Source organism: Chryseobacterium suipulveris (assembly GCF_022811685.1).
Lineage (GTDB): Bacteria > Bacteroidota > Bacteroidia > Flavobacteriales > Weeksellaceae > Kaistella > Kaistella suipulveris.
The window spans coordinates 2,011,907-2,037,471 of record NZ_CP094532.1 but is presented as its reverse complement, the minus strand read 5'-3'; the positions used below and the strand labels follow the sequence as shown (position 1 = coordinate 2,037,471).

Sequence of the window (25,565 nt, the reverse complement as noted above, 5' to 3'; positions counted from 1 at the left end):
TTTCAATAGGAAGTAGCCTGATTATTTGATCTTCGTCAGATTTCCGCAAAGGTTTTCCACATGGATGATTCTGTCGAAAGGCGACTGGATTTTTTGCAGGTTTTCCTTGTTTTGGATAAAGGTGTACCGCGATGCCAAAGAATTCATGTCGGAAACAATGATCAGCCAACATTCGTCCACACTTCGGTCGTAGTAAGGGAATTTCTGGTTTTTCTTTTCGATGAGCTCGATGATTTTTTCGGAACATAACCCGTCGAAAAGACCAAGGTTGAAATCGTGGGTGATGAACACATTTCTTCGGTGTGGAGACTTTCTGACTTTTTTTACGCAGCCGAAAGCTTTACCTCTTTGAATACATTTCACGATGTTTTGCACCACGTCGTCCTGTTTTTCCAGCAAATCGATTTTGGAGAGGTTGTGGAATTCCAAAAAATAAACACCACGGAATTTCGGGGTGTCTTCGTTTTCGAGCAGTCGCTCTGCAGTGCGGAAAATTTTATTCAACTGACTTTCTACTTTTTTTATTTCCAGATGGTTGATTACTTCAGTAAGTTCGATGCCGATTTTTTTGTCATTGAGTTTGGCGATGAAGTCGGGGCTTTCGCAGGTGAGGTTTTCAAACTGAACTTCGGGGAAGTGGTGGAGGAAAGAGTTGAGCAAAAGAATCTCGGATTTTTTCCGGTATTTCTCGCGGTCGTGGAGCTTGCTCTGGTCTATTTCGCGGTGATACTTCTCTATCGGCTTTTTCTTCAAATGCCGGTTCATGTAATAAAGTGACAGGTTCTTGACCAGATCTTCTTCGGAAAATATCTTTTTCATCACCCTAAATTTTGAAAATCAATATTTTACGATTCTAAAATTAAACAAAAAAACGATACAAAAATCATTTCTTCTAAAAATTAAAGTTGATTTAATATTAAACCGCGGTTTTTGTAATTCGCTGTAACCGTTTAATTTACGCTCAAAAGTCCAAAATAGCTGATAAAAGTTAACTTTAGTAAAAGGATTAATTTAAGTAAATTTGCCACTTCAAATATTGAAGAAGATGGATTTCAAAAATTTCGAGATGCCGTTCAGCATCAACCCCGATTATTCTAAGAAAGTTGCTTATTTTTCGATGGAGTTTGCCATTGATCAGGCATTAAAAATATATTCCGGCGGACTCGGTTTCCTTGCCGGTTCTCACATGAGAAGTGCATACAACCTAAAGCAGGATTTGGTTGGAATCGGCATTCTGTGGAAGTTCGGCTACTACGATCAGGCAAGAAACCACGACCAGACTTTGCAGCCGACCTGGACGAAAAAAATGTATTCCTTTCTGCAGGATACGGGAATTAAATTCCAGATCGAGATTCACTCGGCGCCGGTTTGGGTAAAGGTTTGGTACCTTGATCCGGAAGTTTTCCATACTGCACCGATGTTTTTCCTTTCAACGGACGTTACGGAAAACGACCACATCTCCAAAACAATTTGTCACCGTTTATACGACGCGAATGAATCGACCAAAATCGCGCAGTACATCCTTCTCGGAAAAGGCGGTGCGAAACTGTTGGATGTTTTAAACCTTGAAAGAGATGTTTACCATTTAAACGAAGCTCACGGACTTCCTGCAGCGTTTTATCTGCTGAAGAAATTCGGTGGCGATTTGGCAAAAGTGAAAGAAAAACTCGTGTTCACCACGCACACTCCTGAAGAAGCTGGAAATGAGAAACACAATATCTTTATGTGCCACGATATGTCTTACTTCTCTGGTTTAACGATTGATGAGGTGAAAACCATCGAAGGAGTAGAGGACGACCGTTTCAACCACTCGCTTTGCGCTTTGAGAATGGCGAGAATTGCTAATGGAGTTTCCCAACTTCACGGCGTTGTTTCCCGACTGATGTGGAGCAAATATCCTGGAATCTGCGATATCAAGGCGATTACCAATGCACAGGAATTCAAATATTGGTCAGATAAACCTTTGTACAGCGCAAAAGATGAAGGTGACGATATGCTCTTCGATTTTAGAAAAAAACATTTGAAGAAGCGCCTGTTCAGAATCGTTGCCGACCAAACCGGAAATCTTTTCGATCCGAATGTTTTCACCATTGTTTGGGCAAGAAGATTTGCGGGTTACAAAAGAGCAGACTTGCTATTGAGCGATAAAGCACGTTTCGAGAGGTTACTCAACAATCCGAAATATCCTGTACAGATTATTTGGGCAGGAAAACCTTACCCGATGGATTATGCGGCGATTTCCACATTCAACCTTTTGGTGGAGGAAAGCAAGTACTACAAAAATATGGCGGTGCTTACGGGATATGAACTTTCATTAAGCAAATCTTTGAAGCAAGGATCCGATTTATGGCTCAACAATCCGCGTGTTCCGAGAGAAGCGTCTGGAACTTCGGGAATGACGGCCGCAATGAACGGTTCCGTAAACCTTTCAACCGACGACGGATGGATTCCTGAATTTGCCAACAACGGTGTCAACGGTTTTGTAACTCCTCAAGCGGATTACAACACGATGAGCGTTTACGATCAGGACAATTTCGATCTTGAAAATATCTACAATGTTTTAGAAAACGAGATCATCCCGACTTACTACGACAATCCGGACAAGTGGAGAAAAATCCAGCAAACTGCAATGGAAGATGTGCAGAATAAATTCAATTCCGACAGAATGGCGGATGAATATTATAAGGAAATCTACAATAACTAAGCATTTCCGTATATGCGGACAGATCGCGATCTTTCCACAAAAAATAGAGGGGCTCACTAAAAAAAAGTGGGTCCTTTTTTTTTGCATTGGCTGCAAATATTTTTTCGTCCCGAATTTACGAATGTTTTTTTTTCGTGCATTAGTGGCGCTTTTTCTTTGCAGTTACCTAATCATTTGCCACGGCTTTTATATCAATTGCCACGGCTTTTAAGCCGTGGATAATTATCAACATCTCCAACTGGCTTTAGCCAAAACTTAAACAGTTTCGAGTATACTCCGCAATACAACATTTCAACATCAGATAAATATTCACAAAAACTTTGCTGTGGAGAAAATAACTTTTCTGCAATTCACCTCCAAATCAGGAAAATTCCCTACTTTTAATCAAAATAAAAAGCAATGAATCCAAGCATTTGGGAACTCCAGACTTTTTACAGAAAGCGCGACATCATCATTATCGGAGCAGGTTTCACGGGTTTGTGGAGCGCGGTCGCGATTAAGGAAGAATTTCCGCATAAATCGGTTTTGGTGATCGAGCGCAATTCGGTTCCTACAGGTGCTTCCACGAGAAATGCAGGTTTTGCGTGTTTTGGGAGTTTGACCGAAGTGATCGCCGATTCCGAAAAAATGGGTTGGGAAAAAACTTTGGAGCTGGTCAAAATGCGTTTTGAGGGTTTAAAGAAGATTCAGCACACTTTTGATCATTCCGAAATTGATTTCGAAATGTGTGGCGGTTATGAAATTTTGAATGATGATGCTGCTCTGTCGAAAATCGATGTAGTAAACGAACACCTGAAAACCGTGACAGGATTGGAGAAAACCTATTCATTAAACCAGAAAAAAATTGATGAATTTGGATTGGGAAATTCAAAATACTTGATTGAAAATCCATTGGAAGGTGCGCTCCATTCGGGAAAGTTATTGAGCAAGCTTTTAGAAAAATGTCAGAATCTTGGGGTTGAATTTCTGTTTGGAACCGAAATTTCCGAACTGTCGGAAGATGAAAACAGTGCGAAAGTAAAAACTTGCAATTTCGAGATTGAGGCGGAAAAACTCGTCATTGCGACCAATGCTTTTGCCAAAGATTTGCTCCCGGAAATTGATTTGGTTCCAGCTCGCGGACAAATCCTACTGACCGATCCCATTGAACATTTAAAGTTAAACGGAACTTTTCATTACGATGAAGGGTTCTATTATTTCAGAAATCTGGGAAACCGAGTTCTTTTGGGAGGTGCGAGAAATCTCGACTTTAAAGGTGAAGAAACGGGAGAGATGTCCACTTCCGATAATATTCAGAACCATCTCGAAGATTTTTTGAGGAAGGTAATTCTACCCACTCAGGATTTCACGATTACCAACCGATGGAGCGGGATTATGGCGATGGGAGCGGAGAAGTCGCCGATTGTGGAAAAACTTTCTCAGCGGAAAATCTGTGCGGTTCGACTTTCGGGAATGGGAGTTGCGCTTGCTCCCAAAATCGGGGAAATTGTGGCGGAACTGATTTGATTAAGGAAGCTTTAAGCATTCCACAAAACCTTCCCATTTTCTGTGATATTTCTTAAATTCAATAACTTAAGATCATATTGAGCTTGCAGGTCTTGAAGGAAAGAAGGAAACATTGAACTTTTAGAATAAATTTAGACCTTCTTACCCTAAACACACAAACGTCAAATTTCCAAATTATCAAATTGCCACATTTTCAAATTAACTTATTTTTGCAGAATGATTAACAGCGACCAAATCAAAGACGCGCAGTCCAGAATTGCCGACCTGTATAAATTCCTGCAGATCGAGAAAAAGAAGATCGAAATTGCCAACGACGAGGAAAAAACGGCGGCACCCGAATTTTGGGACAATCCCAAAGAGGCAGAATCCTTTATGAAGCAGCTCCGCTCCAAGAAAAAGTGGGTGGATGATTATGAGGAGATTTTTTCACGTTTTGAGGATGTCCAGGTTTTGATGGATTTCGCCAAAGAAGATCCCGATTCGGAAAAGGAACTAGAGCAAGCGTTTCCCGTTCTGTTGGAAAAAATCGAGGATCTGGAGTTTAAAAATATGCTGTCAAACGAGGGCGACGAACTTTCTGCAGTACTGCAAATCACGGCAGGAGCGGGTGGAACCGAGAGTTGCGACTGGGCTTCAATGCTGATGCGGATGTACTCGATGTGGGCGGAAAAGCAGGGCTACAAACTGCGTGAACTGAATTTCCAGGAAGGCGATGTAGCGGGGGTGAAAACCGTGACGCTCGAAATCGACGGCGAATTTGCGTTCGGTTATCTGCGCGGTGAAAATGGAGTGCATCGTTTGGTGAGAATCTCGCCGTTTGACTCGAATGCTAAAAGACACACGAGTTTTGTTTCGGTTTATGTGTATCCGTTGGTTGACGATACCATTGAGATCAATATCAATCCTGCAGATATTTCTTTTGAAACGATGCGGAGTTCAGGAGCGGGTGGACAAAACGTGAACAAGGTAGAAACCGCAGTTCGTCTTCGTCACGCACCGACCGGAATCATCATTGAAAACTCGGAGAGCCGTTCGCAGCTTCAGAATAAGGAGAAGGCGATGCAGCTCCTCCGTTCGCGGCTTTACGAAATCGAATTGGAGGAAAGGATGAAAGCAAGAAACGAAATCGAGGCAGGAAAAATGAAAATCGAGTGGGGAAGCCAAATCCGAAATTACGTGATGCATCCCTACAAACTCGTGAAAGACGTGCGTTCTGGCTACGAAACTTCGGATGTGGACGGAGTGATGAACGGTGATCTCACGCCGTTTCTGAAAGCTTTCCTGATGGCGGATGGAACGGCGGTTTCGGAGGATGACTTTGAATTGTAAGGTCATCGCGAGGAGAGAGGAACGAAAGACGCGACAATCTCTTATTTAAGATTTATCAGCCACTAATACACGAATGATTTTGATTCGTGCATTCGTGGCAACTTTTTTTTCTCTCGCAGTTTTCAGAGATTGCGCAGATAAGTCGCTTCATCCATTCGCCTTTGGCGAATAAAACTTTGCAACCTTAGCATAAAGCAGAAAGCTTTGCGTTTTTTAGAGATCGCCTTTTTTCACTACCCGAAATCGCAGATTAGACGAACTGAGTGCAGTAATTTTATTCGTGCATTCGTGGCAACTTTTTTAGTATTTTTAAAAACCTAAATTAGCAACCGCAATCATCTCCCGAATGGAAACTCAGATCACCCAGTTTTTCAACGGTCTCGGTTTGTTCAGTCCGCTGGATTTTACAGATCCGGTCACGTATTTTATTCCCGGGTTCATCCTCCTGATCCTTGGGGAAAGTTTGCTGTATCAGATTCCGCAGAAACTTTTCACGAAAAAACTGATTAAGGATGAGCTTTCCAGCATCGGTCTTGGTTTGGGTGCGGTTTTCCTCGATTTTGGGATGAAGGCGGTTTCGCTTTCGTACTTCTTTTGGTTTTACAATAACTTTCGGCTGACTGATCTTTTTGCGGTCGGTGATTTATCGAACCTGCTTTCTCTGCAATGGAATCTCGAGCATTGGTGGCTTTGGATTTTGGTCATGATTGTTCAGGATTTCGGTTTTTACTGGCACCATCGGTTGAGTCATAAAGTTCGTTTGTTCTGGACAGGTCACGTCAATCACCATTCGGCGAAGCATCTCAGTTTTGCGATTGCTTTAAGGCAGGGTTGGTTCGAAATTATTTACCGCGATATTTGGTACATTCCGTTTGTGATCCTTGGTTTTCATCCGTTGATGATTGCGATGATGCATCAGTTTAACCTGATCTTTCAGTTCTGGCCGCATACCGACGCGATCGGAAAACTCGGCTGGTTCGACAGGATTTTCAATTCGCCGTCCAATCACCGTGTCCATCATTCAAGACAGATTGAGGAACTCGACAAGAACTACGGTGGGATCCTAATGATTTGGGACCATCTTTTCGGAACGTATCAAGCGGAAAAATCAACGAAGCACGATTACGGAATTCTGCACAATATCAGTACCTACAACGTTTTCCATATCGTTTTTGATGAATTTGGGAATATGGTGAAAGACGTGAAAAACGCGCCCGACCTGAAATCGAAATTATCCTACATCTTCAAGGCGCCCGGTTGGAAACATGACGGAAAGGACGAAAGAATCTCGGTTTTACAAAAAGGAAACACCAACTTTACGAAATTTTAACAAATAGTTTTTCCTTAAAAAACAGCGCTTTTCATATCTTTGCCGATATGGAACATTTCGAGAGTTGGAAGGATTTACTCAATCCTGAATTTTACATTAAGATGGGCGGTTTCTGGCTCATTTTATTTATAGTTTTCGCAGAAACCGGTTTATTTGTGGGATTCTTTCTTCCCGGCGACAGTCTTCTTTTCGTTTCAGGGATTTACGCGGTGGAGCTGATCAACGAAACCTTTGGTTCAACAGGAAGCGATTTTCTTGATACTGCAATTTTGGCGACCTGCGTTGCAATCGCTGCAATCATCGGAAACGAGGTCGGTTACTGGTTCGGCCGCAAAACGGGACCCGCGCTCTACAAAAGAGAGGATTCCTTCCTTTTCAAAAAGAAATATCTTTATCAGGCACACGATTTTTTTGAGCAGCACGGCGCGCTTGCGGTGATTATGGCGAGATTTCTCCCGATTGTGCGAACTTTTACGCCCATCGTTGCAGGAATTGTGAAAATGGACAAAGGCAGATTCCTCATCGACAATATTATCGGTGCATTTCTGTGGTCGTTCTCGCTGATTTTCGCAGGCCACTATCTCGACTCGCTCTTCAGAAACCAGTTCGGGATCGAGCTTAAAGCCCACCTCGAATTGATCATCATCATCATCGTACTGATCACGACATTGCCGATCATCATCAAATTTTTCTTCGGGAAAAAAGAGGAACCAAAAACCGAGGAGTAATCCTGATCAATACCAAGCAATCTGAATAAGGTTGCTTTTTTTTGGGCGTGTCCCTCGCTTCCGCAAAACCAGCACCTCGGGTCGCTACGTCCGCTGCAATCTTTTTGTTTCCCCTTCCTTTTCCTGGCCAAAAACAAAAAGGATTTCCGCTACCATCGCTCACGCGATTTCGGATCCCAAACAATTTTCGGGATTTTGAGTAATTGCTCAGATAATTATCTTCCTGTTTTGCGGTTGAATGAGTCGAATAGTTGTTTTTCATGATTGTTTTTTTTGTTAATTTATCAGTAAAGTTATAAAATAATTTAAAATTATCGAATTTATTTTGTTTTTGTTTGTGAATATTTTATTAAATGGGTGTGTTGCGCTCAATCTTTGTTTTTGGAATTTATTTTTTTGTAAGAAATAGCTTTGTGTAAAAGCTGCGTACACTTTGTGTCCTTTGTGAAAATACTTCGGGAACTTTGTGATACAAAAAAGTGTGTTAGAAAAAAACCAATAAGAGCGGACGAGCAAATTAGTAAACAAAAAAAGAGCTCCATTACGAAGCTCCCATATTCTTAATTTTTTCAGTTATTCAATTAAACAAATCTCTGACCTTGTCGAAAAAAGTTTTTTCCTTACCCGACGGTTCTGCGACCATCGCTCCGTTTTCAAGCTGGCTTTCAAAAAACTGTTTCTGTTCAGGAGACAGGTTTAGCGGCGTCCAAACATTGATGTGCACGAACATATCGCCTTTTCCGTAACTGTCGATACTCGGTAAACCTTTTCCCGAAAGCCGAAGGATTTTTCCGGACTGTGTTCCTGCATCGACCTTGATTTTTACTTTTCCACCGACGGTCGGGATTTCTTTCTGTGTTCCCAAAGCTGCTTCCGCAAAGGAAATATAGAGTTCCTGATGCAGGTTGTCGCCTTCACGCTTGATGGTGTTGTCCACTTCTTCCTCAACCACCACAAGCAAATCTCCAGGATTTCCGCCGAAAGGAGCGTCGTTGCCTTTTCCGCGCACATTCAGCTGGATTCCGTCTCTCGCTCCTGCAGGAATATTGATAGTTACTTCCTCATCCTCCTTAATCAAACCTTGCGAATTGGCGCCTGCAGGGATTTTGTCGGCAACTTTCCCGATTCCTTGGCAAGTTCCGCAGTGAGTCTGCGATTGCATCTGTCCAAACATCGTGTTCATCACTTTGATCTGGACTCCGCTTCCGTTACAGGCCGAACAAGTTCTTGAGGTTGTGCCTGGAGCGAGTTTCAGTTTTTTAACCTTGATGGTTTTCTGGGTTCCGTTCACCATTTCCTCAAGGTTGAGCTTGATTCTTACCCGAAGATTGCTTCCTCTGAGTTGCTGGGTTTGCGCTCCACCGAAACCGCCAAAACCGCCGCCGAAATGGCCGCCAAAAATATTTCCGAACTGTGCGAAAATATCCTCCATATTCATTCCGCCAGCACCGAAACCGCCGTTTCCGCCCATTCCGGCGTGTCCGAATTGGTCGTACCTTGCGCGTTTGTTGCCGTCGCTCAAAACCTCGTAAGCTTCTGCAGCTTCCTTGAATTTTTCTTCAGCTACAGTGTCGCCTGGATTTTTATCCGGGTGGTATTTTAAGGCCATTTTTCTATAGGCCTTTTTTATTTCTTCGGCTGAAGCGCTTTTGGAAACTTCCAGCACTTCATAATAGTCTCTTTTTGACATCCCTTTTCTTGAAATTATTGATGCATAAAAACTTCACCAATGTCGGCAAAGTTCTTTCGCGATTGAGTTTCTTAACTTCCTGTAACTACTTTGGCAAAGCGGATTACCTTGTCGTTTAAGGTATATCCGGTTTCGATTACATCTACGATTTTACCTTTCAGTTCAGGTGATGGCGCTGGAATTTGGGTCACTGCTTCATGGAAATCCACGTCGAAATCGTCAGCAGGATTCACTTCCATTTTCTTCAGACCTTTCTCGCCCAGTTTGTTTTTGAATTTTTGGTAGATGAGTTCCACGCCTCGCAAATCTGCTTCATTTCCAGTTTTTGCAATTTCTTTCAGCGCACGCTCGAAATCGTCGAGAACGTCAAGCATTGAAATCATCATATCCTGATTGGCGTACTGGAAGAACTCCATTTTCTCCTTCGCAGTTCTTTTCTTGTAGTTTTCGAACTCGGCAAATAGACGGATGTAGCGGTCTTTTTCTTCTGCCAAAAGTTCTTCTGCAGTAGGTTCCGCTGTCACATTTTCGGTAACTTCTTCCTGATTATCTTGGTTGAATTCCTGCTCCTGGTTCAGGTTTTCTTCGTGTAAATCCTTGTTTTCTGACATAATCATACATTTTATAAGCTGCATTTCGCAAAGATTTTGCCAAAGGATTTTTTAGGACAATTCGGCAGTATATTTAAAGTTCCTTGTTTTAACCATTAAATTACTAATGCGATAATGTTATTCTGAAACGCAAAGTTTTTAGACAAAAGGTAAAATATTTAGAGTGCATAGAAATCATTCGCAAGCGAATTTGATTAAACGAAAGCTTTAAAACGAATTTATTCGTCATCTTTGCTATCTAAATAATTAGTTAATCATTGAGAGTCTTTGCGGTTAAAAAAATCGAATAACAGATCAATAGTAGTAACTTATTCTTAGCTAAATGAAATGGCTTTGCGTTATTGACAAATGCAATCAAAGAATTTTACATTTCCTTGTGACTTTACGTAGGAAAAAAGAACTAAGAGTGAATCAAAAGAGTTCCTGGATTAATAGAATTCCATTAAGAATGATAATGATTACCGTGATGATTCCAGCCAAAACCTTTAACCAAAGTTTGTTGGCAAATCTTCCCATTTTGGGTTTGGAATTGGTGAACATTACCAAAGGAACTACCGCAAAACTCAGCTGCATCGAAAGAATCACCTGGCTCAAAACCAAAAGTTCCGTGGTGCCTTTTTCACCGTAAAGAATGGTGACGATCAGCGCGGGAATTACTGCGATTAATCTCGTGATGAGCCGTCTTAACCAAGGTTTTAAGCGAATATTGAGAAATCCTTCCATCACGATTTGTCCGGCTAAAGTTCCCGTAAGTGTCGAGTTTTGTCCGGAAGCGAGTAGTGCGATGGCGAAGAAAATACTTGCGAAAGTGGTTCCCAGAATTGGGGTAAGCATTTTGTGGGCATCGTGAATATCGGCAACATCGCGGTTTCCTGTGGTGTGGAAAGTCGCTGCTGCAATAATCAGAATGGCAGCATTGATGAAGAACGCGAGGAAAAGGGAAAGTGTGCTGTCGATGGTTGCAAATTTGATCGCCTCTTTTTTACCCGAATCGGTTCGTTCGTAATTTCTGGTTTGTACGATACTGCTGTGTAGATAAAGATTGTGCGGCATCACGGTCGCTCCCAAAATTCCGATGGCGATATAGAGCATTGAGGGATTGGTCACCACTTCTTTTTGTGGGACAAGTCCGTGGAGGATCGGGAAAAGATCGGGTTTACTGAGGATTATTTCGTAACCGAAACAGATGAGAATGATCAATATCAATCCTGCGACGATACTCTCTATAATGCGGAATCCTTTTGCCTGAAGAAATAATATGAGGAACACATCGATTACGGTAATCACAACTCCCCAAGTTAAAGGAATCCCGAACAGAAGGTTCAGCGCAATTGCGGAACCGATCACTTCTGCCAAATCACAAGCGGCGATGGCAATTTCGCAGAAAATCCAAAGAATAAAATTGGTGGTCGGATGAAAATGGTCGCGGCAAGCTTGCGCCAAATCCCTTTCGGCGACGATTCCCAATTTCAACGAAAGATGCTGAAGAATCATCGCGAAAATATTTGAAATCAGAATTACGGAAAGCAGGGTATAACCAAATTGTGCCCCACCTGCAATATCTGTCGCCCAGTTTCCGGGATCCATATAACCGACGGCAATCATCAAACCTGGACCGACGAAAGCGAAGAGTTTCCGACAGAATCCCGCATCTTTCGGCACATGGATACTGGAAAAAACTTCCGGAAGCGAGTTCGAAGTCCGGCTCTTTCTCCAAGGTTTTCTGAAAATGTTCGACGTCAATTTAATTAATGTTAGAATAATCTAACAAAAATACATAACATTTTCTAATCCTGAAAAATTTTTGCATAAAAAATCCCGGAAAATTGCCGGGATTCCTTTAACCAAAATTTACTCTACGATGAACTTTACCGATTGGTTTGTGTTGGTTTTCAGAAAGTAGATTCCTTTTTCTAAACTTTTTAAACCAACGGTATTTGAATTTTTCATATTCTGATTGACGGTTTGAACTAATTTTCCGTCAATAGTATAAATCTGAATCGCATTCACCTTGTCAAGTTCGTAGCCGGAAAGATGAAGCTGCCCGTTTCGCACTGGGTTTGGGAAAACAGTAAGTGTTCTGTCGAAACGTGAAATGTCTTGTGTTGAAAGAGTTGAAGTCCAGATCATACTTATCCATTCCGGATGGTCGATGAATGGATTTCTGTTTTTCTGTCTTGCGTAAACTGCATTGTTTCTGTCAATTTCTCGTTGGGAAACAGGATCTTGTGCAGCCCATTTCAAAAGCAGGTTGATGTACCATTGCTTAAATCCACGGTCAGTTGTTCCGTCAAGTGGGCTTGATGAAGTTTGGTACTGAGCAAATGACGCCAATTTATCCTCATATCTTGTAATGAAATAAAGTTGCATTCTGGCAATATCTCCTTTAAATTCATTGATGGGTTCGAAAACCGTACCTGCATATCCGGGGAATGTGCTTGGTCCTATTTTCGTTCCGTTGGTGGAAGTCCAACTTGCTGAAGCGATTTCTCCGTAGGGGTAATTTCCCCGATTGCTGTTTACAAAATAATCAGAAGGAATTACAAAGTGTGCGTCATTTGCCATGGGAGCAACTTGGCCGCCAAAGTAGCTTTTGGGTAGGGAGTGCTCTCTGTTATAACAATAACCCTCTACATTTTGATTGGAGCTTCCGCACTGATTAGTGCCCACAATATATTCATAGGCATCGGGTCCGTTTGGCTTTTCAGAGTACATGTCGAGCAATGTCTGATTGTTTTCATAATATTTATCCCGATCCGATGTGTAATAAGTAGTCCATAATCCTGAATACCCCAAATCAAGGGCGCCGTTTGAGATAATCTGGTTGAGTTTTGTTTTAAGCGCGTATCCTGTTAAAGTCTCTGTACCATTATAATATCCTGGAGGAATCTGCGAAAAGGCGAATCCTGTAGAGAATACAGTGCAAATAAAAAGGAGTGTCTTTTTCATAAGAACGAGTTGAAAATTTTAGGCAAAGTTATAGAAAAATCTATACTGCAAAATTTCAACTGTACTTAAAATTTCATTAAAAGTTTTTGAAGTAGCTCTTATTGATTTTAGAAAAAGCCCATGAAATTGTGAATCCGAATGCTGCTGCTGTTCCTGCAACGATAAGATAATTAATCAGGCGGATTCTTACCGGAAAAGCAAGATCGATATTGGAGCCCGCCTTGAAAAAGCCAGTCTCTATCTGTAGATAACTGATGATGCTGCCCAAGACCAGACCGCATACGACACCAAAGATCACGATCAGAATCCCGGTGTAGAAATAGATATTGCGCAGTGACCGCATATTCATTCCTAGAGAAATCAGAGATTTTGCCTGTTCTTTTTTGTCGAGCTGAAGGATAATAATCGCGCCTGCCAAATTAAAAGTGGTAATAAAAATAACGAGCGCGAAAATAAGATAAATAAAGAGTTTCTCGATATTGATCATCTTCCAGAACGCGGCATTCTCTTCTTCCTTGGTTTTTAGTTCGTACTTATTTCCGAGCTGGGATTCAAGCGTTGCCTTTACCACATCTGCATTTTCTGGATTTTTCAGTTTGATGACAATTTGATATGCAGATTTTTTTGGGAGGTTCAGCAGTTCCTGCGCCAGTTCCAGTGGAGCAATAATCGTATTGTCGAGTTGGTCATTGCCAGGAAATACGCCGGATGCGAAAATATCCTTCCTGTTGAAAATATCCTCCTCTTTACTGATGATTCCAGTTCCCGGTTTTGGCATCATCAATACAGCGGAATAAGGCGATTCGGTTCCGACCGGAATGCTTAAGCGGTTGTCGAGCTTGTTTTCGAGCAGCACCTCGTTTGAATACTTGAAACTTGGGTAAGATCCGTAGAAAATGCTTTTATGGATTGGGTTTACAAAGATGTAAGCGGAATCCACGGCGCGAAGGTTTGCAATATCGCCATTCTCTCTAAAGCTGATATAAACTTTCTCGTTAATAACCTTGGAGAAATGCGCAATTTCAGGGTTAGAATTCAGCGTATTTATGGCTTTGTCAATGTCTGAGAGTGTTTTACCTTGTTTGCTTGTGACAGTGATGTCGGCGTGAAGGTTCGCAATCAGGTCCTGGTTCAAATCTTCCAAACCGGAGAACACCGAAATAATGATAAACATTGCGGTCACCGCAACCATCATTGCCAAAGCAGCAAGCCACGTAATAAACGTAACTGCCGTACTTCCTTTTTTGGCAAGGAGGTAGCGCGTCGCGATGTAGAATGCCGTGTTTTTCAAGAATTTTCTTTTGGATTAAAGTACCGGATTGTCGCCTTCGCCTTTCAGTTCACGTTCAATTCTTTCCACATCGTCGAGCGAGGTGTCGAGGTAGAACTGCAGTTCGGGAATGATCCTTACCTGTTTCGCCATTTTCTGTCCGATGAAGTTTCGGTAGTGGGATTTGTTTTCCTCGATTTCCTTCATAATGGTGTTACGGAACTCCTGCGGAAAAATGCTGAGATAGATTTTGGCGATGCTCAAATCTGCTGTGACTTTAGCATCCGAAACGGTCACCAAAAAACTTTGCTTACTTTCTGCCGCCTGTTTGCGGAAAAGCTCTGCGAAGTCTTCCTGTATGATCTGTGCGACTTTTCTTTGTCTGTTGCTTTCGTTCATGCCGCAAATTTAGTATTTTTGTTTGAAAGAAGTCCGAAGACACGAGTCTGAAGATTGAAGTTAATTAAAGTTTTTATTTTTTTGATGATATGAAAATTGAGCACCTTGGTATTGCCGTAAAATCCTTAGGAACGTCGGATGATTTATTTGCCAAACTTTTAGGAAAGAACAGCTACAAGCAGGAATCCGTGGAAAGAGAAGGTGTTACTACTTCTTTTTACGAAGTGGGTGAAAGCAAAATTGAGCTTTTGGAAGCCACCAATCCGGAAAGCCCGATTGCTAAGTTTATCGATAAAAAGGGGGAGGGAATTCACCATATCGCGTTCGGCGTAGAGGATATTTACGAGGAAATTGAGAGGTTAAAGAACTCCGGATTCATATTTATTTCCGAGGAACCGAAAGACGGTGCCGACAATAAGCTTGTAGTTTTTCTTCATCCAAAATCTACCAACGGTGTGCTGGTAGAAATCTGCCAAGAAAAACCCAGATAATTTTTGTGTTCACCGCAAAAAAGTTTATTTTTGCACACCCAATGAAAAAGTAATATTTTAATACTATTGCAGGCCTTGTAACTCAGTTGGTTAGAGTAACTGACTCATAATCAGGTCGCCTGAAGAGTTTTTTGGAGATTAAGAAGGAAAGATAAAGTGGTAAATATTTTTTAGAATTTTTTTAGAATAAAAATTCGTAAGGCCTTGTAACTCAGTTGGTTAGAGTAACTGACTCATAATCAGTAAGTCCTTGGTTCGAGCCCAAGCTGGGCCACTTTTTAAGGGATTTTGCAGCAATGTAGAATCCCTTATTTTTTAAATCGACGAACATTTGACGAACATTTTAGGTTTATTTCTACATATTTTTGTGGTATTATTTTTTAGTAAAGAAAATTGGGTATTCTATATTTAGTTGCTTATTTATTGGTTCTCTTGCTTACCATTTTTTTTCCGATTTACATTTTAGGAAGACTTTGGTTTGCAATAAGCCCTTTTTTCATTAACTATTTTGCTACTGAGAAAAGAAACTGGTATAACGACTGGAACAACGACCGTTTCATTATCGTTTTTAGTTTGTGCATCGCTTCTTTTCTGCTTTCGTCTTTTTGGGGTTTATCCTTATTGGAAGAAATTAAGCAAAGTAATCTCCAGCTGACCTCGATATTTTTTTACATCATACTTCAGGTAATTTGTCTGATTCTGTTTGAAGTGAAGATGGATCACCCTTTTAAACCTTATTCTGCTTATAAAATATTTCAGAAAAAGAAATATAATGAACGCTTTGTTTTTAGTGAAGCTTCCGATGAAGCAGGTGTACTTCAGACTGAAGAATTAAAAAGGGAGATTCGTGATTCTAAAGGAATCATTTTAGAAGAGTTGCAGCAGCACAAAGAAGTAGCAGGTGAAATTCATCAATTTACAAAGGAAAGCAATGAACTTCTGAAAAAATCAGATTTTATTTTTGATATCAAGAATAACTCTAATCTAATTCTGGCAGATGTAATGAGTAATTATTTCATCAGTAAAGACTCTGAAAGCATTCTGGAAGATTTTCTGCTTCGTAAAAGAAAAAGTGGTAAAATCACTTTTACTAAAACTGCAAGAAATGGGGTAAGTGTTCAGCCAATTCTCGATTTTTTCTCTATCTATACTAATTTGATGGAGAAATGTAAAGAGAAAGAGAACGGTGAAATTTCTATTTCCCAAGTCGAAGCAGTTAAGATTATCAACGAATTGGTTGTAGCAAAAGACAAGCACAACAATCCTGTTGAGAATCCTATTAATGCTCAAAATTTTTCAAAATACGTGAGTTGAGTCGCTTTACTGACAAAATTTAATTCAACAAATCCTTTTCTTCATTAATTTTTATTTTTCCATTGTCTTGGAATACAGATGTATAAAAGTAAATTTTCATCGCTTTTAATCTCCATCATTCTAAAATATCATAAACCTAAATGTCCTATTGAAAGCATTTTTCTTTAGGATTCTTTATTTTACAAAAACTATTTAAGTTGCTTTTAGGCATGGCAATGCTCTCAGGATATCTTGGTCACAACAAAATTCAACAACATGAAAGACCAAGAAAGATTACATTTATTGGAAACCCAAGTTTCCGTGCTGGTAGATTCGCAAAAGGAATTTACCACAAAAGTTTTACAGTTGTTAGCGCTGAGTGCAAAGACAATTTATTCTAAAGAAGAAGCCGCACTTTTTCTAAACCTCGATCCTGATTACTTATATCAGTTGAAATTTCACGGAAAACTGAAAGCCTTTAAGAAGAAAGGCCAAAAGAAACTATACTTCCGAAAGGAAGATTTGGAAGCCTATCTTCTGTCAAATTCGACTGAAGACAAAAACATTGATGAAAATTCTGATTACGATGATTTCGAAAACGAGATTGTTGAAAAGTGGAAAAAATAACTGGTATGAAAAACGACAGCGACCTGTATAAATCCAGTTCAAGTTCCACCACTGTTTTCGACCGCATCATCAAATATATTGAAAAGAAATACAAAATCAGGTACAACGAGATTGCGCTCGAATTCGAAATCAGAACGGAAAATACAGACTGGACGGAACTTAATCTCAATTCCCTGTATATCGAACTGATTCAGGCCGGAATCAACATCACGCTGGGCAAACTGGAAATCCTGATGCGCAGCCATTTGATTTTGAGATACAATCCATTGCAGGAATATTTTGAAAATCTACCAAAATGGGACGGAGAAGATCATATCAAAAAACTGAGCAGTTTCGTCAAAACTACGGATGACATTTTCTTTCAGAAACATTTTGAAAAGTGGATTACAAGAACGGTGATTTGCGCCTTAAAGACAGGCTATATCAACAAGCAGTGTTTAGTTTTGTACAACACCGCGCAGAATAGTGGAAAAACCACTTACTTAAGATTCCTTATTCCGGCAAGTTTGGAAAAATATTTCATTGAAGATATCGGCGTAGATAAAGACGGACTGATAGCGCTCTGCAAAAATATATTGGTCAATATCGATGAACTTTCGGTGATGTCGAAAACTGATGTCAATATTCTGAAATCCTTCATTTCAAAAAACACAGTCAATGCGAGATTACCCTATGACCGAAAATCTTCGCTGATGCACCGAACAGCTTCGTTCTGCGGATCCACGAACCGTTTTGATTTTCTGACCGACGAAACAGGGAGTGTCCGATGGCAGATTTTTGAAGTTTTAAGTATCGATTTCAACTATTCCACGGAAATTGATATTGAAAAAGTTTGGGCTCAAGCATACTACAATGCTTTTGAAAGAAAAAATTACAACCCCGAACTCACGGCGGAAGACATTTTAGAAAACGAAAAACGTAATGACTGGTTCAAGCAAGTGACGCTCGAACAGGAAATCATTTTGACTCATTTTGAAAAATCGGAACTGCAAAGCGAATTCCTCACACCTTCCGACATTATGCTCGCAATGAATAACGCGCTCGGTGTTCGACTGAACATTATCAGAATCGGAAAAGCACTTACAGGTTTGAAATATGAAAGAATCAAACATCCTAAACGGCAAGTTTACGGTTATCTCATCCGAAGAAAAAAGGAATAATTATAAAAAATTCAAAAATCACACATTCTCTTACCTGTTACCTAAAACAGCCTCAAATCCCCATTAATAAAGCATTTATATAAGGTAGGTATCAATTATTTCTTCTTACCTAATTACCTAAACATAAGATTAAAAAGAAAGAAGGTAGGATGGTAACTAAAGGTAAGGAAGAAAATGCCTTCAATCTTTGATGAACAAAGACTTAGGTAAGTAGGTAGCCAAAAATGAAAAAAACTCTATAGAATTAAATCAAAACACAAAAACACAACATTATGAATTGCAAAAAAGCCAACGACAACATCAGCATCAGAGAAATCCTTGAAAGTTTTTCTCTTTTCCCAAGCAAAGAAAACCACAGAACTGCTTTTTACTTTGCCATTGACCGTGAAGAACGGACGCCAAGTCTTTCGGTAGATTACAACAAAAATACGGCGTTCGATTTCGGGACCGGAAAGAAATACGACAATGTTTCCATTGTTCAATCCATAAAGCGATGCAGCGTTTCCGAAGCACTTGAATATCTGGAACGGTTTGATTATTCAAAACCAATTCAACGAGTTGAAAAAGATGTGAATCAATCTCCGAAATCCAACTATCAGATTCTGGAACTAAAAGCGGTAGAGAATCCATCTTTAATTCACTACCTGAAAAGCAGAAAACTGGAATCGCAAATCTCGGAACTGAAAGAAATCCATTACGAACTCAACGAAAGAAATTATTTCGGAATCGGATTCAAAAATGATTCCGGAGGATATGAAATCCGAAACCCTCACGTCAAAGTCTGCCTTGGTAAAAAAGACATTACCTCCATCAAAAGTCAGTCAGAAACTTCACAAAATCAATCCCAAACTTTACGAATTTTTGAAGGCTTCACCGATTATCTTTCTTTCAAAATTCTGGAACAGCATCTTGAAAAATCAACATCAGATTACCTGATACTAAACTCCGTTTCGATGATTAACCGGGCGACAGATTTGGTCAAATCGTATCCCAATATTGAACTCTATTTGGACAACGACCGAACCGGAAATGAAGTCACCGAAATATTAAACAGAAGATTTCCTGAAGCCGAAGACTGCCGCATTCTTTACCCGAATCATAAAGACCTGAACGAGTTTATAACTGTTGGGAACATACGTAAAATAAACGCAGGTAGAGAAATTGAAGACCTGCATAAAAATAGTGCACGTAAAATCGGCAGATAGTTAGTGCAAAAATTACCCAATGTTTACAATAAGCGCTGCGCACTTACTGCAAAATTGGAACTTTTTGGTTTTCTCCTGTCGTCGAAAACGTTTTTAAAACCGCTTCAATTGAAATAAACAACACAACAATATTTAACACAAAAAAATTAAACAACACAAAATGGAAAAAGACCCGTGGGAAGATTTCATCCGTGAAATCACCAAACAGGAGGAACAGAAATCTGCTTTAGAAAAAAGAAAAAAATACTTCCAGACCATCGGCAGAAAAGGTGGTCTGAAAAAGAAAACTGCCAATCAATTAACCCGAACAATTTCGACAAGATTAACGGAAAAAGAGTTTCTGGAAATTGAAAAAAAAGCCACGCTATACAATCTGAGAATTTCAAAATATGTCCGCTTAATTTTGACCGAAACAGAACTTAAAATCAAGGAATTTGCAACCGACAAGTTATTGCTTGAATACGGTAACAATTTCATCAGAATTAAAAATCTTCTCCGACATCGTGAGTTTTCAAAACTGGATCATACGAAAGTCGTTCTTCGGAAAATTGAAGAAGTCACGGATTTGATTTACCGATACCTCTATGAGAAAATGAACAGGCAAAATTCTGAAGAAACCGAAAATCAAAGTTCCAATGAATAACAGTGCCACCACGAGACGAATCACCAAAATTGCCATTGAATATAACGGCAATGACAAGGGAACTGCGGAACGCGTGTATCAGAACAATCTGATGAGTCGGGATCCTGCATTGCAGTTCAAGGAAATGAAAGCCGTCGCAGACAGAAACAAAAATGTCAAGAACTGGGCTTTGACCGGATATATTTCTCCCGAGAAGTCGATTGGCGACAAACTCACCAACGATCAACTGACCGACATCGCATTAAAAGCACTAAAGAAAATCGGCGTGACAGATGATAATCAGATGGTATTGGACATTCATTCTTCCACCAAGCAAAAGCATATTCATTTCATCGTGAACAGAGTAAATACGGACGGCATCAATACCATAAAAGCGCACAAGGTTGGAGAAATCTTTGGAAAAGCGGTTCGCGAAGTCTGCAAGGAACTTAATCTTAAAACCGATATTGAAATCGGGATAGAAAAGAAACGGCAGATGTTTAATGCGCTGAATTCTTGTCTTCAAAAATCAAAAAACTTTGAAGAACTGATTGAGAATATGAGAAATCTCGGTTTCCGAGTGACGCTTTCAAACAATGTAAAAGACGGAATTTCGGGAATGCGGATTGTGAGGTTTGAAGACATCAACCACCAAACCGAACGGATTTACAAACCCGGCTACAAACTTTCTGAAATCACGAACAAACTCAAGATAAAAGACATCAAACTGAAACTTGAAGAGAACTTTGAGAAATCACGGAGTTTCGGTCAGAATACAGGCCGTGATTTTCAAAATGACGAATCGAAGAAATCACCATCAGCAATAAAACAGATTGAAAACATGATAGGAGAATTCATGAAACCCACCTACACTGCAGCACCCGACGATGAATTATTAAAAAAGAAAAAACGAAAATTCAGATAAAATGGAAAATAAAGATACACCACAAAATGATGGATTTGAATTACTGAATAAAGTAATTCAGTCTAATGAGAAAAACGCTTCAAGCATCCAAGAATTTGTCAAAAAACAAACGGAAATCATAACGGTTATGAACGGATTATTGACCGAACTCAAACAAGTGGAAACCCATATCAAACAAATAGCGGACGAAATTCCTAAGACGGTTTATTTAGTGCATTCCCCTGAAACGCAAGCCTCGGTTGATGGTCTGAAAGATCAACTCAACAGGAAAGATTTTCGGAAATATTATTCTTCAGTGATGATGGTTCTAACGGTACTGACTATAGTTGGTTTAGGCACAATATCAAGAAAATGGTTTTCTGAAAGCATTCGCACCAAAACCGAAATCCGACAGCAGATCCTGGAGGAAATCAGGGATGATGGTCGTTCGATTTACAAAGTGAAAGATTTTGAGCAACTACAGTATAACACCGATATGATGAATAAATGGATGAAGGCTTATCCGAAAGAAGGTAGAGAGTTTATGAAGTTTAAGAAGGGGTTTGAGAGTAGGTGATCCTTGTATAAACAAAAATTATTATCTTTACATAACATTGAGGAACTGCTATACCTAAGACTACGAATGGAATGAGGATGAAAGTCCTCATTCTTTTGTTTGTATTTGTTAAGCACGAATGTAAGTTTAGAGTATTTTGATTTTCCGAATTATGAAGCAGATGGCGTTGCAGCAAATTTAACAGAACAAAAACACTTTATTAAGTTAAAGTTCATTGCTTCAGTTTTATTGATAAAAAATTATCTTTGAATAAAACGAATGAATTGTAGTAACGGAACTTAGTCTAATGTTAGCAGCAAGTATATTAACCTATAAATCAAGTGAAAATTTTTCATCAAAAAATGCATTTATCGAATATTAAACTTTGGAATTTTAGAAAATTTGGTACAACTGGCGAAATAGACCTCTCCTCACCCCATTTAGATTTAAACCTAACCAAAGGTTTGAATGTAATAATTGGCGAAAACGATTCGGGCAAAACTGCCATAATTGATGCAATAAAATTAGTGTTGAAAACTCATAGCTACGATTATATACGAGTTGACGACAAAGACTTTTACACTAACTCATCTCGTTTCCGCATTGAACTAATTTTTGACAGTTTAACGCCCAATGAAGCTAAGAATTTTACAGAATGGTTGGGCTGGAACGGCACAGGTGAAGAAGCTAAACCATTTTTGAAACTCAATTACGATGTAAAACGGCAAGTGGATAAAATTTTGCCAAGCGATGTAAAAGCAGGTGTTGATGAAGAGGGCTATTTACTGACTGCAGAAGCTAAAGAATATCTGAAAGCCACGTACTTAAAACCTTTACGAGATGCCGAAAATGAATTGATTGCAAAACGAAATTCCCGTTTATCTCAAATTCTATTGGGTGATGAAGCGTTTAAAGGGAAAGAAAACGATAACGAGTTATTGAAAATTTTTTCGGGGCTTAAAACTGAATTAGAAAGCTTTTTCAACGAACTTGATGAAGAAGGGCAACCAAAAGTTGGTAAACAGATAAAAGATAAAATTGACGGCTACATCAAAGATTTTTACGGAATTGATTACGAAACCGAGTTTGGTGCAACATCAAACGATATAAAAAGCATACTTGAAAAACTTGCTTTGTCTTTAAAAGAAGAAATAAACCCCGGCTTAGGGACATTGAACCGTTTGTTTATGGCTGCAGAATTACTTCATTTGAACAAATCAAATTGGAGTGGTTTACGTTTGGGCTTGGTGGAAGAATTGGAAGCACATTTACATCCGCAAGCACAAATGCAGGTGATTGAAGCACTTCAAAAGCAGGAAAACATTCAACTCATTCTTACAACCCATAGTCCGAATTTGGCTTCCAAAGTAAAGTTGGAGAACTTAATTATTTGCAATAATACAAATGCTTTCCCAATGGGTAAAGATTACACTAAATTAAATCCAGACGATTACAAGTTCTTGGAAAAGTTTCTGGATACCACAAAATCCAATATGTTTTTTGCCAAAGGTGTGATTTTAGTCGAGGGTTGGGCGGAAGAAATTTTAATCCCAAGTATTGCAAAAGCACTGGGAATAAATTTGACTGAAAAAGGTGTTTCTATTGTGAACATTGGACACACAGGATTTGACCACTATGCAAAAATTTACTTGCGCCAAGCAGAACCCAATATGGAAATTCCAGTAGCTGTAATTACTGATTCTGATGTTAGAGAATACGAAAAAAATGGAGATAATTTTGTAAAGCGAAATATAAATACCATTCAACAAGAAATCCAAACCGCACTAATAGCAAAAGATCGTAAATCTGAAAACAACGTACAATATTTTACTGCGCCAAATTGGACGTTGGAATATTCATTGTTTAAGTCAGCAAGTTTAACAACTGTTTTTAAGAATTCAGTAAAAGCTGAACACACAGGAACGGATTGGGAAGCGGATTTTGAATTAGAGTTGGCAAAAAAGTTAATCAACAAAGGATTAAAAAAAACTGAAATTGCTTATCAGATTGCAAATGTTATTGATGAAGATTTGACAAAAGAAGTTCGTACAATTCTAAATATTGACGATACTAACGAAACGGTTAATTACCTTGTAAAAGCGATAAAATATGCCGCAAGATGTTAACATAACAGAAGAGGATATTCAATATGCCGAACAGCTACTTTTACCTGCGGGCAAAACTTTTGACGATGAACGCAGGGCATTTATTCGCAATCTCAACACCATAGATTTACAGGCTGTCCCAGGAAGTGGAAAAACAACAGCATTATTAGCAAAGTTGATTATTTTAGAAAAAAAACTTCCCTTTACCGATGGTTCTGGTATTTTGGTTTTATCGCATACCAATGCAGCTATTGACGAGATTAAAGAAAAAATACAAAAGCATTGCCCAAAACTTTTTTCATATCCCAATTTCATTGGAACAATTCAAAGTTTCGTTGATGAATTTTTGGCAATTCCGTATTACGTTTCAAAATTCAAGAAGAAACCAAATAGAATTGATAATGAGATTTACGATGAGGCTATAACAAAATATTTAAAATTCAACCTAAGCAATTTTACAGTTCAGGAGCAAAAAAACGCCAAGTATTTCCTAATTGGAAATAAGTGTCAATTTTCGTTCAGATTATCTTTTCAGAATAATGAAACCAAATTGGTAAGTTCTATAAATGGAAATAATTTACAAATTACAAAACCGAGAAGAGGGAGAAATTGGCAAGACTTCTCAGACAATGAGAAAAACAGAATACGGGAATGGCTTATTAAATTCAAGTATAATATAATGCAAAAAGAAGGCGCTTTACATTTTGATGATGCCTATTTTTTAGCGGATATTTATTTGCATAAAATTCCTCATATCAAAACTATTTTGAAAAAACGTTTTGCTATCGTGTTTGTGGACGAAATGCAAGATATGGACAAACATCAATACAATTTGCTGGAAAAGGTATTTTTTGAAGAAGGAAACTGCGGTTCTAAAATTCAGCGAATAGGCGATAAAAACCAAGCAATCTACAATTCAGTTAAAGCAACAGATATTTGGCAAGACAGAACAGAGGTTTTAAGACTTAACGGGAGTCAGAGATTGAGCAAGCCTATTGCAGATGTAGTCAAAAAATTTGCTTTGTACAGCGATTCTACTTTTGATATTGTTGGAAAGTACGAGTGCAGTATAAAACCACATATTTTGGTTTTTGAAGATAATACGATCGGAAACATCATTCCTTATTTTGCTCAAATTGTACGTGAAAATAATTTAGTCAATTCAGAAAAGCCTATCAAAGTTGTCTGTTGGAATACAGAATGGAAAGAAGATGTAGATAGTAGAAATAATGTAGCTAAGCTACGTTTAGAAGATTATTACAAAGGTTTCAACAAAGAGAAAGGTAAACCAAAGCAAGATTATAATAATTTGAAAAGTTATCTAATGTATTATGAGAAAAAGACTACATTAGAACCTTTGCGTAAAAATATTTTGAACGCTTTCCTGAAAATTTTGCGTTTGGAAAACATCAATACCGTAGACAACAGACTATACACAAAGAAAAAATTAATTGATTTTATTCACGAAGAAGATATTAAAAAATACGATGAACTAAACTTGAACCTTTACAATTGGTGTATCGGTATAATCCAAGAAAAAACAGATGAAGTTTGCAGTAGCATAAGAGAATACATTCCGACTTTACTTGCTATTTTTGATAAAAACATTTCTGCAAGTAATGACTTTATTAACAATGATATAGAAGATGTTTCTGTTGAAAATAACGATTTTTCAACCCTTACCAATCATTACAAAGAAGATGGTCTTGAAATTGAAATTACAAGCGTTCACGCAGTAAAAGGACAAACACATTGTGCGACTTTATATTTGGAATCATATTTTCAACAAGATGGACGAGGTACAAATGCTAAATCATATGAATCTCAACGACTAAAAGATCAATTCCTAGGAACGCAAATACAATCGACTGTTAGTGATAGAGTTAAACAATCTACAAAAATGGTTTATGTCGGTTTTTCAAGACCAACAGACTTGCTTTGCATTGCTATCCATCAAGACAGAATTAATACGCAACTAAATGGATTATGTACTGATACTTGGATAATAAAAAAAGTTGAATAAATAACAGCTGCTGCTAACAACAAGGGTAATCGTTGCGCAATCCTCTGTTTTTTTGAAACTCTA

The 25,565-nt window shown here is 38.9% G+C and carries 22 protein-coding genes and 1 tRNA gene; 16 read left to right on the top strand and 7 right to left on the bottom strand.

The genetic code is table 11. The features are described from left to right. Positions 1–21: 21 nt before the first annotated feature. The gene (locus MTP09_RS09560; protein WP_243548188.1) at positions 22–819 is read right to left on the bottom strand and encodes a hypothetical protein; all 798 of its coding nucleotides are present in this window, start codon (positions 817–819) and stop codon (positions 22–24) included. Positions 820–1,045: 226 nt separating this feature from the next. Here MTP09_RS09560 and glgP point away from each other — a divergent pair, with 226 nt between their 5' ends. The 5 genes from glgP (at position 1,046) to MTP09_RS09535 (ending at position 7,597) form a co-directional block, all read left to right on the top strand. Continuing rightward, positions 1,046–2,704 carry an alpha-glucan family phosphorylase gene (gene glgP, locus MTP09_RS09555; protein WP_243548187.1) on the top strand — a complete coding sequence of 553 codons (1,659 nt, stop codon included), beginning with the start codon at positions 1,046–1,048 and terminating at the stop codon, positions 2,702–2,704. A gap of 399 nt (positions 2,705–3,103) precedes the next feature. Next, entirely contained in the window at positions 3,104–4,210 is a 1,107-nt protein-coding gene (locus tag MTP09_RS09550; RefSeq protein WP_243548186.1) for an NAD(P)/FAD-dependent oxidoreductase, read from the top strand. Between the two features lie 216 nt (positions 4,211–4,426). Continuing rightward, positions 4,427–5,539, top strand: a complete 1,113-nt coding sequence (gene prfB / locus MTP09_RS09545) for a peptide chain release factor 2 (RefSeq protein WP_243548185.1) — start codon at positions 4,427–4,429, stop codon at positions 5,537–5,539. Between the two features lie 346 nt (positions 5,540–5,885). Then, a complete protein-coding gene (locus MTP09_RS09540) occupies positions 5,886–6,869 on the top strand; it encodes a sterol desaturase family protein (protein WP_243548184.1) in 984 nt (327 codons plus the stop codon). A 47-nt stretch (positions 6,870–6,916) separates the two neighbouring features. Beyond that, positions 6,917–7,597, top strand: a complete 681-nt coding sequence (locus MTP09_RS09535; RefSeq protein ID WP_243548183.1) for a DedA family protein — start codon at positions 6,917–6,919, stop codon at positions 7,595–7,597. Between the two features lie 577 nt (positions 7,598–8,174). Here MTP09_RS09535 and dnaJ read toward each other — a convergent pair. The 6 genes from dnaJ to rbfA all read right to left on the bottom strand — a co-directional run bounded on the left by dnaJ (position 8,175) and on the right by rbfA (position 14,516). Further along, entirely contained in the window at positions 8,175–9,287 is a 1,113-nt protein-coding gene (dnaJ, locus tag MTP09_RS09530; RefSeq protein WP_243548182.1) for a molecular chaperone DnaJ, read from the bottom strand. A gap of 71 nt (positions 9,288–9,358) precedes the next feature. Beyond that, positions 9,359–9,898 (bottom strand): nucleotide exchange factor GrpE, encoded by a 540-nt coding sequence (locus MTP09_RS09525; RefSeq protein ID WP_243551631.1) that lies wholly within the window; start codon positions 9,896–9,898, stop codon positions 9,359–9,361. Between the two features lie 411 nt (positions 9,899–10,309). Then, a complete protein-coding gene (locus MTP09_RS09520) occupies positions 10,310–11,641 on the bottom strand; it encodes an Nramp family divalent metal transporter (RefSeq protein WP_243548181.1) in 1,332 nt (443 codons plus the stop codon). A gap of 108 nt (positions 11,642–11,749) precedes the next feature. Beyond that, on the bottom strand, positions 11,750–12,847 hold the full coding sequence (locus MTP09_RS09515) for an endonuclease (RefSeq protein WP_243548180.1): 1,098 nt from the start codon (positions 12,845–12,847) through the stop codon (positions 11,750–11,752). A gap of 76 nt (positions 12,848–12,923) precedes the next feature. After that, complete coding sequence (locus tag MTP09_RS09510; protein WP_243548179.1) at positions 12,924–14,138, bottom strand: ABC transporter permease; 1,215 nt, start codon at positions 14,136–14,138, stop codon at positions 12,924–12,926. A gap of 15 nt (positions 14,139–14,153) precedes the next feature. Continuing rightward, positions 14,154–14,516 (bottom strand): 30S ribosome-binding factor RbfA, encoded by a 363-nt coding sequence (gene rbfA, locus MTP09_RS09505; RefSeq protein WP_243548178.1) that lies wholly within the window; start codon positions 14,514–14,516, stop codon positions 14,154–14,156. A gap of 89 nt (positions 14,517–14,605) precedes the next feature. Here rbfA and mce point away from each other — a divergent pair, with 89 nt between their 5' ends. The 11 genes from mce to MTP09_RS09450 all read left to right on the top strand — a co-directional run bounded on the left by mce (position 14,606) and on the right by MTP09_RS09450 (position 25,502). Continuing rightward, complete coding sequence (mce, locus tag MTP09_RS09500) at positions 14,606–15,007, top strand: methylmalonyl-CoA epimerase (protein WP_243548177.1); 402 nt, start codon at positions 14,606–14,608, stop codon at positions 15,005–15,007. A gap of 200 nt (positions 15,008–15,207) precedes the next feature. Further along, positions 15,208–15,281 (top strand) — tRNA-Ile (locus tag MTP09_RS09495). A 434-nt stretch (positions 15,282–15,715) separates the two neighbouring features. Continuing rightward, on the top strand, positions 15,716–16,321 hold the full coding sequence (locus MTP09_RS09490; protein WP_243548176.1) for a hypothetical protein: 606 nt from the start codon (positions 15,716–15,718) through the stop codon (positions 16,319–16,321). A gap of 255 nt (positions 16,322–16,576) precedes the next feature. Next, entirely contained in the window at positions 16,577–16,927 is a 351-nt protein-coding gene (locus tag MTP09_RS09485; RefSeq protein ID WP_243548175.1) for a helix-turn-helix domain-containing protein, read from the top strand. A 5-nt stretch (positions 16,928–16,932) separates the two neighbouring features. Then, positions 16,933–18,087 (top strand): virulence-associated E family protein, encoded by a 1,155-nt coding sequence (locus tag MTP09_RS09480; RefSeq protein WP_243548174.1) that lies wholly within the window; start codon positions 16,933–16,935, stop codon positions 18,085–18,087. A gap of 272 nt (positions 18,088–18,359) precedes the next feature. Continuing rightward, positions 18,360–19,292, top strand: coding sequence for a toprim domain-containing protein (locus tag MTP09_RS09475; RefSeq protein WP_243548173.1), 933 nt, complete (start codon positions 18,360–18,362; stop codon positions 19,290–19,292). A 160-nt stretch (positions 19,293–19,452) separates the two neighbouring features. Further along, entirely contained in the window at positions 19,453–19,935 is a 483-nt protein-coding gene (locus MTP09_RS09470; RefSeq protein WP_243548172.1) for a plasmid mobilization protein, read from the top strand. Further along, a complete protein-coding gene (locus tag MTP09_RS09465) occupies positions 19,928–20,839 on the top strand; it encodes a relaxase/mobilization nuclease domain-containing protein (protein WP_243548171.1) in 912 nt (303 codons plus the stop codon). The genes MTP09_RS09470 and MTP09_RS09465 overlap by 8 nt, the downstream gene beginning before the upstream one ends. Position 20,840: 1 nt before the next feature. Then, the gene (locus tag MTP09_RS09460) at positions 20,841–21,395 is read left to right on the top strand and encodes a hypothetical protein (RefSeq protein WP_243548170.1); all 555 of its coding nucleotides are present in this window, start codon (positions 20,841–20,843) and stop codon (positions 21,393–21,395) included. Between the two features lie 341 nt (positions 21,396–21,736). Beyond that, the gene (locus MTP09_RS09455; RefSeq protein ID WP_243548169.1) at positions 21,737–23,500 is read left to right on the top strand and encodes an ATP-dependent nuclease; all 1,764 of its coding nucleotides are present in this window, start codon (positions 21,737–21,739) and stop codon (positions 23,498–23,500) included. Beyond that, positions 23,484–25,502, top strand: coding sequence for a UvrD-helicase domain-containing protein (locus MTP09_RS09450; protein WP_243548168.1), 2,019 nt, complete (start codon positions 23,484–23,486; stop codon positions 25,500–25,502). Before MTP09_RS09455 ends, MTP09_RS09450 begins: the two co-directional genes overlap by 17 nt. Positions 25,503–25,565 lie beyond the last annotated feature (63 nt).

What these genes read in the sequence shown, in the direction of transcription:
- MTP09_RS09465 (WP_243548171.1), top strand. Translation starts at nt 19,928, where the DNA reads ATGAATAACAGTGCCACCACGAGACGAATCACCAAAATTGCCATTGAA.
- MTP09_RS09525 (WP_243551631.1), bottom strand. Translation starts at nt 9,898, where the DNA reads ATGTCAGAAAACAAGGATTTACACGAAGAAAACCTGAACCAGGAGCAG.
- MTP09_RS09450 (WP_243548168.1), top strand. Translation starts at nt 23,484, where the DNA reads ATGCCGCAAGATGTTAACATAACAGAAGAGGATATTCAATATGCCGAA.
- MTP09_RS09535 (WP_243548183.1), top strand. Translation starts at nt 6,917, where the DNA reads ATGGAACATTTCGAGAGTTGGAAGGATTTACTCAATCCTGAATTTTAC.
- MTP09_RS09560 (WP_243548188.1), bottom strand. Translation starts at nt 819, where the DNA reads ATGAAAAAGATATTTTCCGAAGAAGATCTGGTCAAGAACCTGTCACTT.
- MTP09_RS09460 (WP_243548170.1), top strand. Translation starts at nt 20,841, where the DNA reads ATGGAAAATAAAGATACACCACAAAATGATGGATTTGAATTACTGAAT.
- MTP09_RS09540 (WP_243548184.1), top strand. Translation starts at nt 5,886, where the DNA reads ATGGAAACTCAGATCACCCAGTTTTTCAACGGTCTCGGTTTGTTCAGT.
- rbfA (WP_243548178.1), bottom strand. Translation starts at nt 14,516, where the DNA reads ATGAACGAAAGCAACAGACAAAGAAAAGTCGCACAGATCATACAGGAA.
- MTP09_RS09485 (WP_243548175.1), top strand. Translation starts at nt 16,577, where the DNA reads ATGAAAGACCAAGAAAGATTACATTTATTGGAAACCCAAGTTTCCGTG.
- dnaJ (WP_243548182.1), bottom strand. Translation starts at nt 9,287, where the DNA reads ATGTCAAAAAGAGACTATTATGAAGTGCTGGAAGTTTCCAAAAGCGCT.
- mce (WP_243548177.1), top strand. Translation starts at nt 14,606, where the DNA reads ATGAAAATTGAGCACCTTGGTATTGCCGTAAAATCCTTAGGAACGTCG.
- prfB (WP_243548185.1), top strand. Translation starts at nt 4,427, where the DNA reads ATGATTAACAGCGACCAAATCAAAGACGCGCAGTCCAGAATTGCCGAC.
- MTP09_RS09480 (WP_243548174.1), top strand. Translation starts at nt 16,933, where the DNA reads ATGAAAAACGACAGCGACCTGTATAAATCCAGTTCAAGTTCCACCACT.
- MTP09_RS09475 (WP_243548173.1), top strand. Translation starts at nt 18,360, where the DNA reads ATGAATTGCAAAAAAGCCAACGACAACATCAGCATCAGAGAAATCCTT.
- MTP09_RS09455 (WP_243548169.1), top strand. Translation starts at nt 21,737, where the DNA reads ATGCATTTATCGAATATTAAACTTTGGAATTTTAGAAAATTTGGTACA.
- MTP09_RS09550 (WP_243548186.1), top strand. Translation starts at nt 3,104, where the DNA reads ATGAATCCAAGCATTTGGGAACTCCAGACTTTTTACAGAAAGCGCGAC.
- MTP09_RS09515 (WP_243548180.1), bottom strand. Translation starts at nt 12,847, where the DNA reads ATGAAAAAGACACTCCTTTTTATTTGCACTGTATTCTCTACAGGATTC.
- glgP (WP_243548187.1), top strand. Translation starts at nt 1,046, where the DNA reads ATGGATTTCAAAAATTTCGAGATGCCGTTCAGCATCAACCCCGATTAT.
- MTP09_RS09470 (WP_243548172.1), top strand. Translation starts at nt 19,453, where the DNA reads ATGGAAAAAGACCCGTGGGAAGATTTCATCCGTGAAATCACCAAACAG.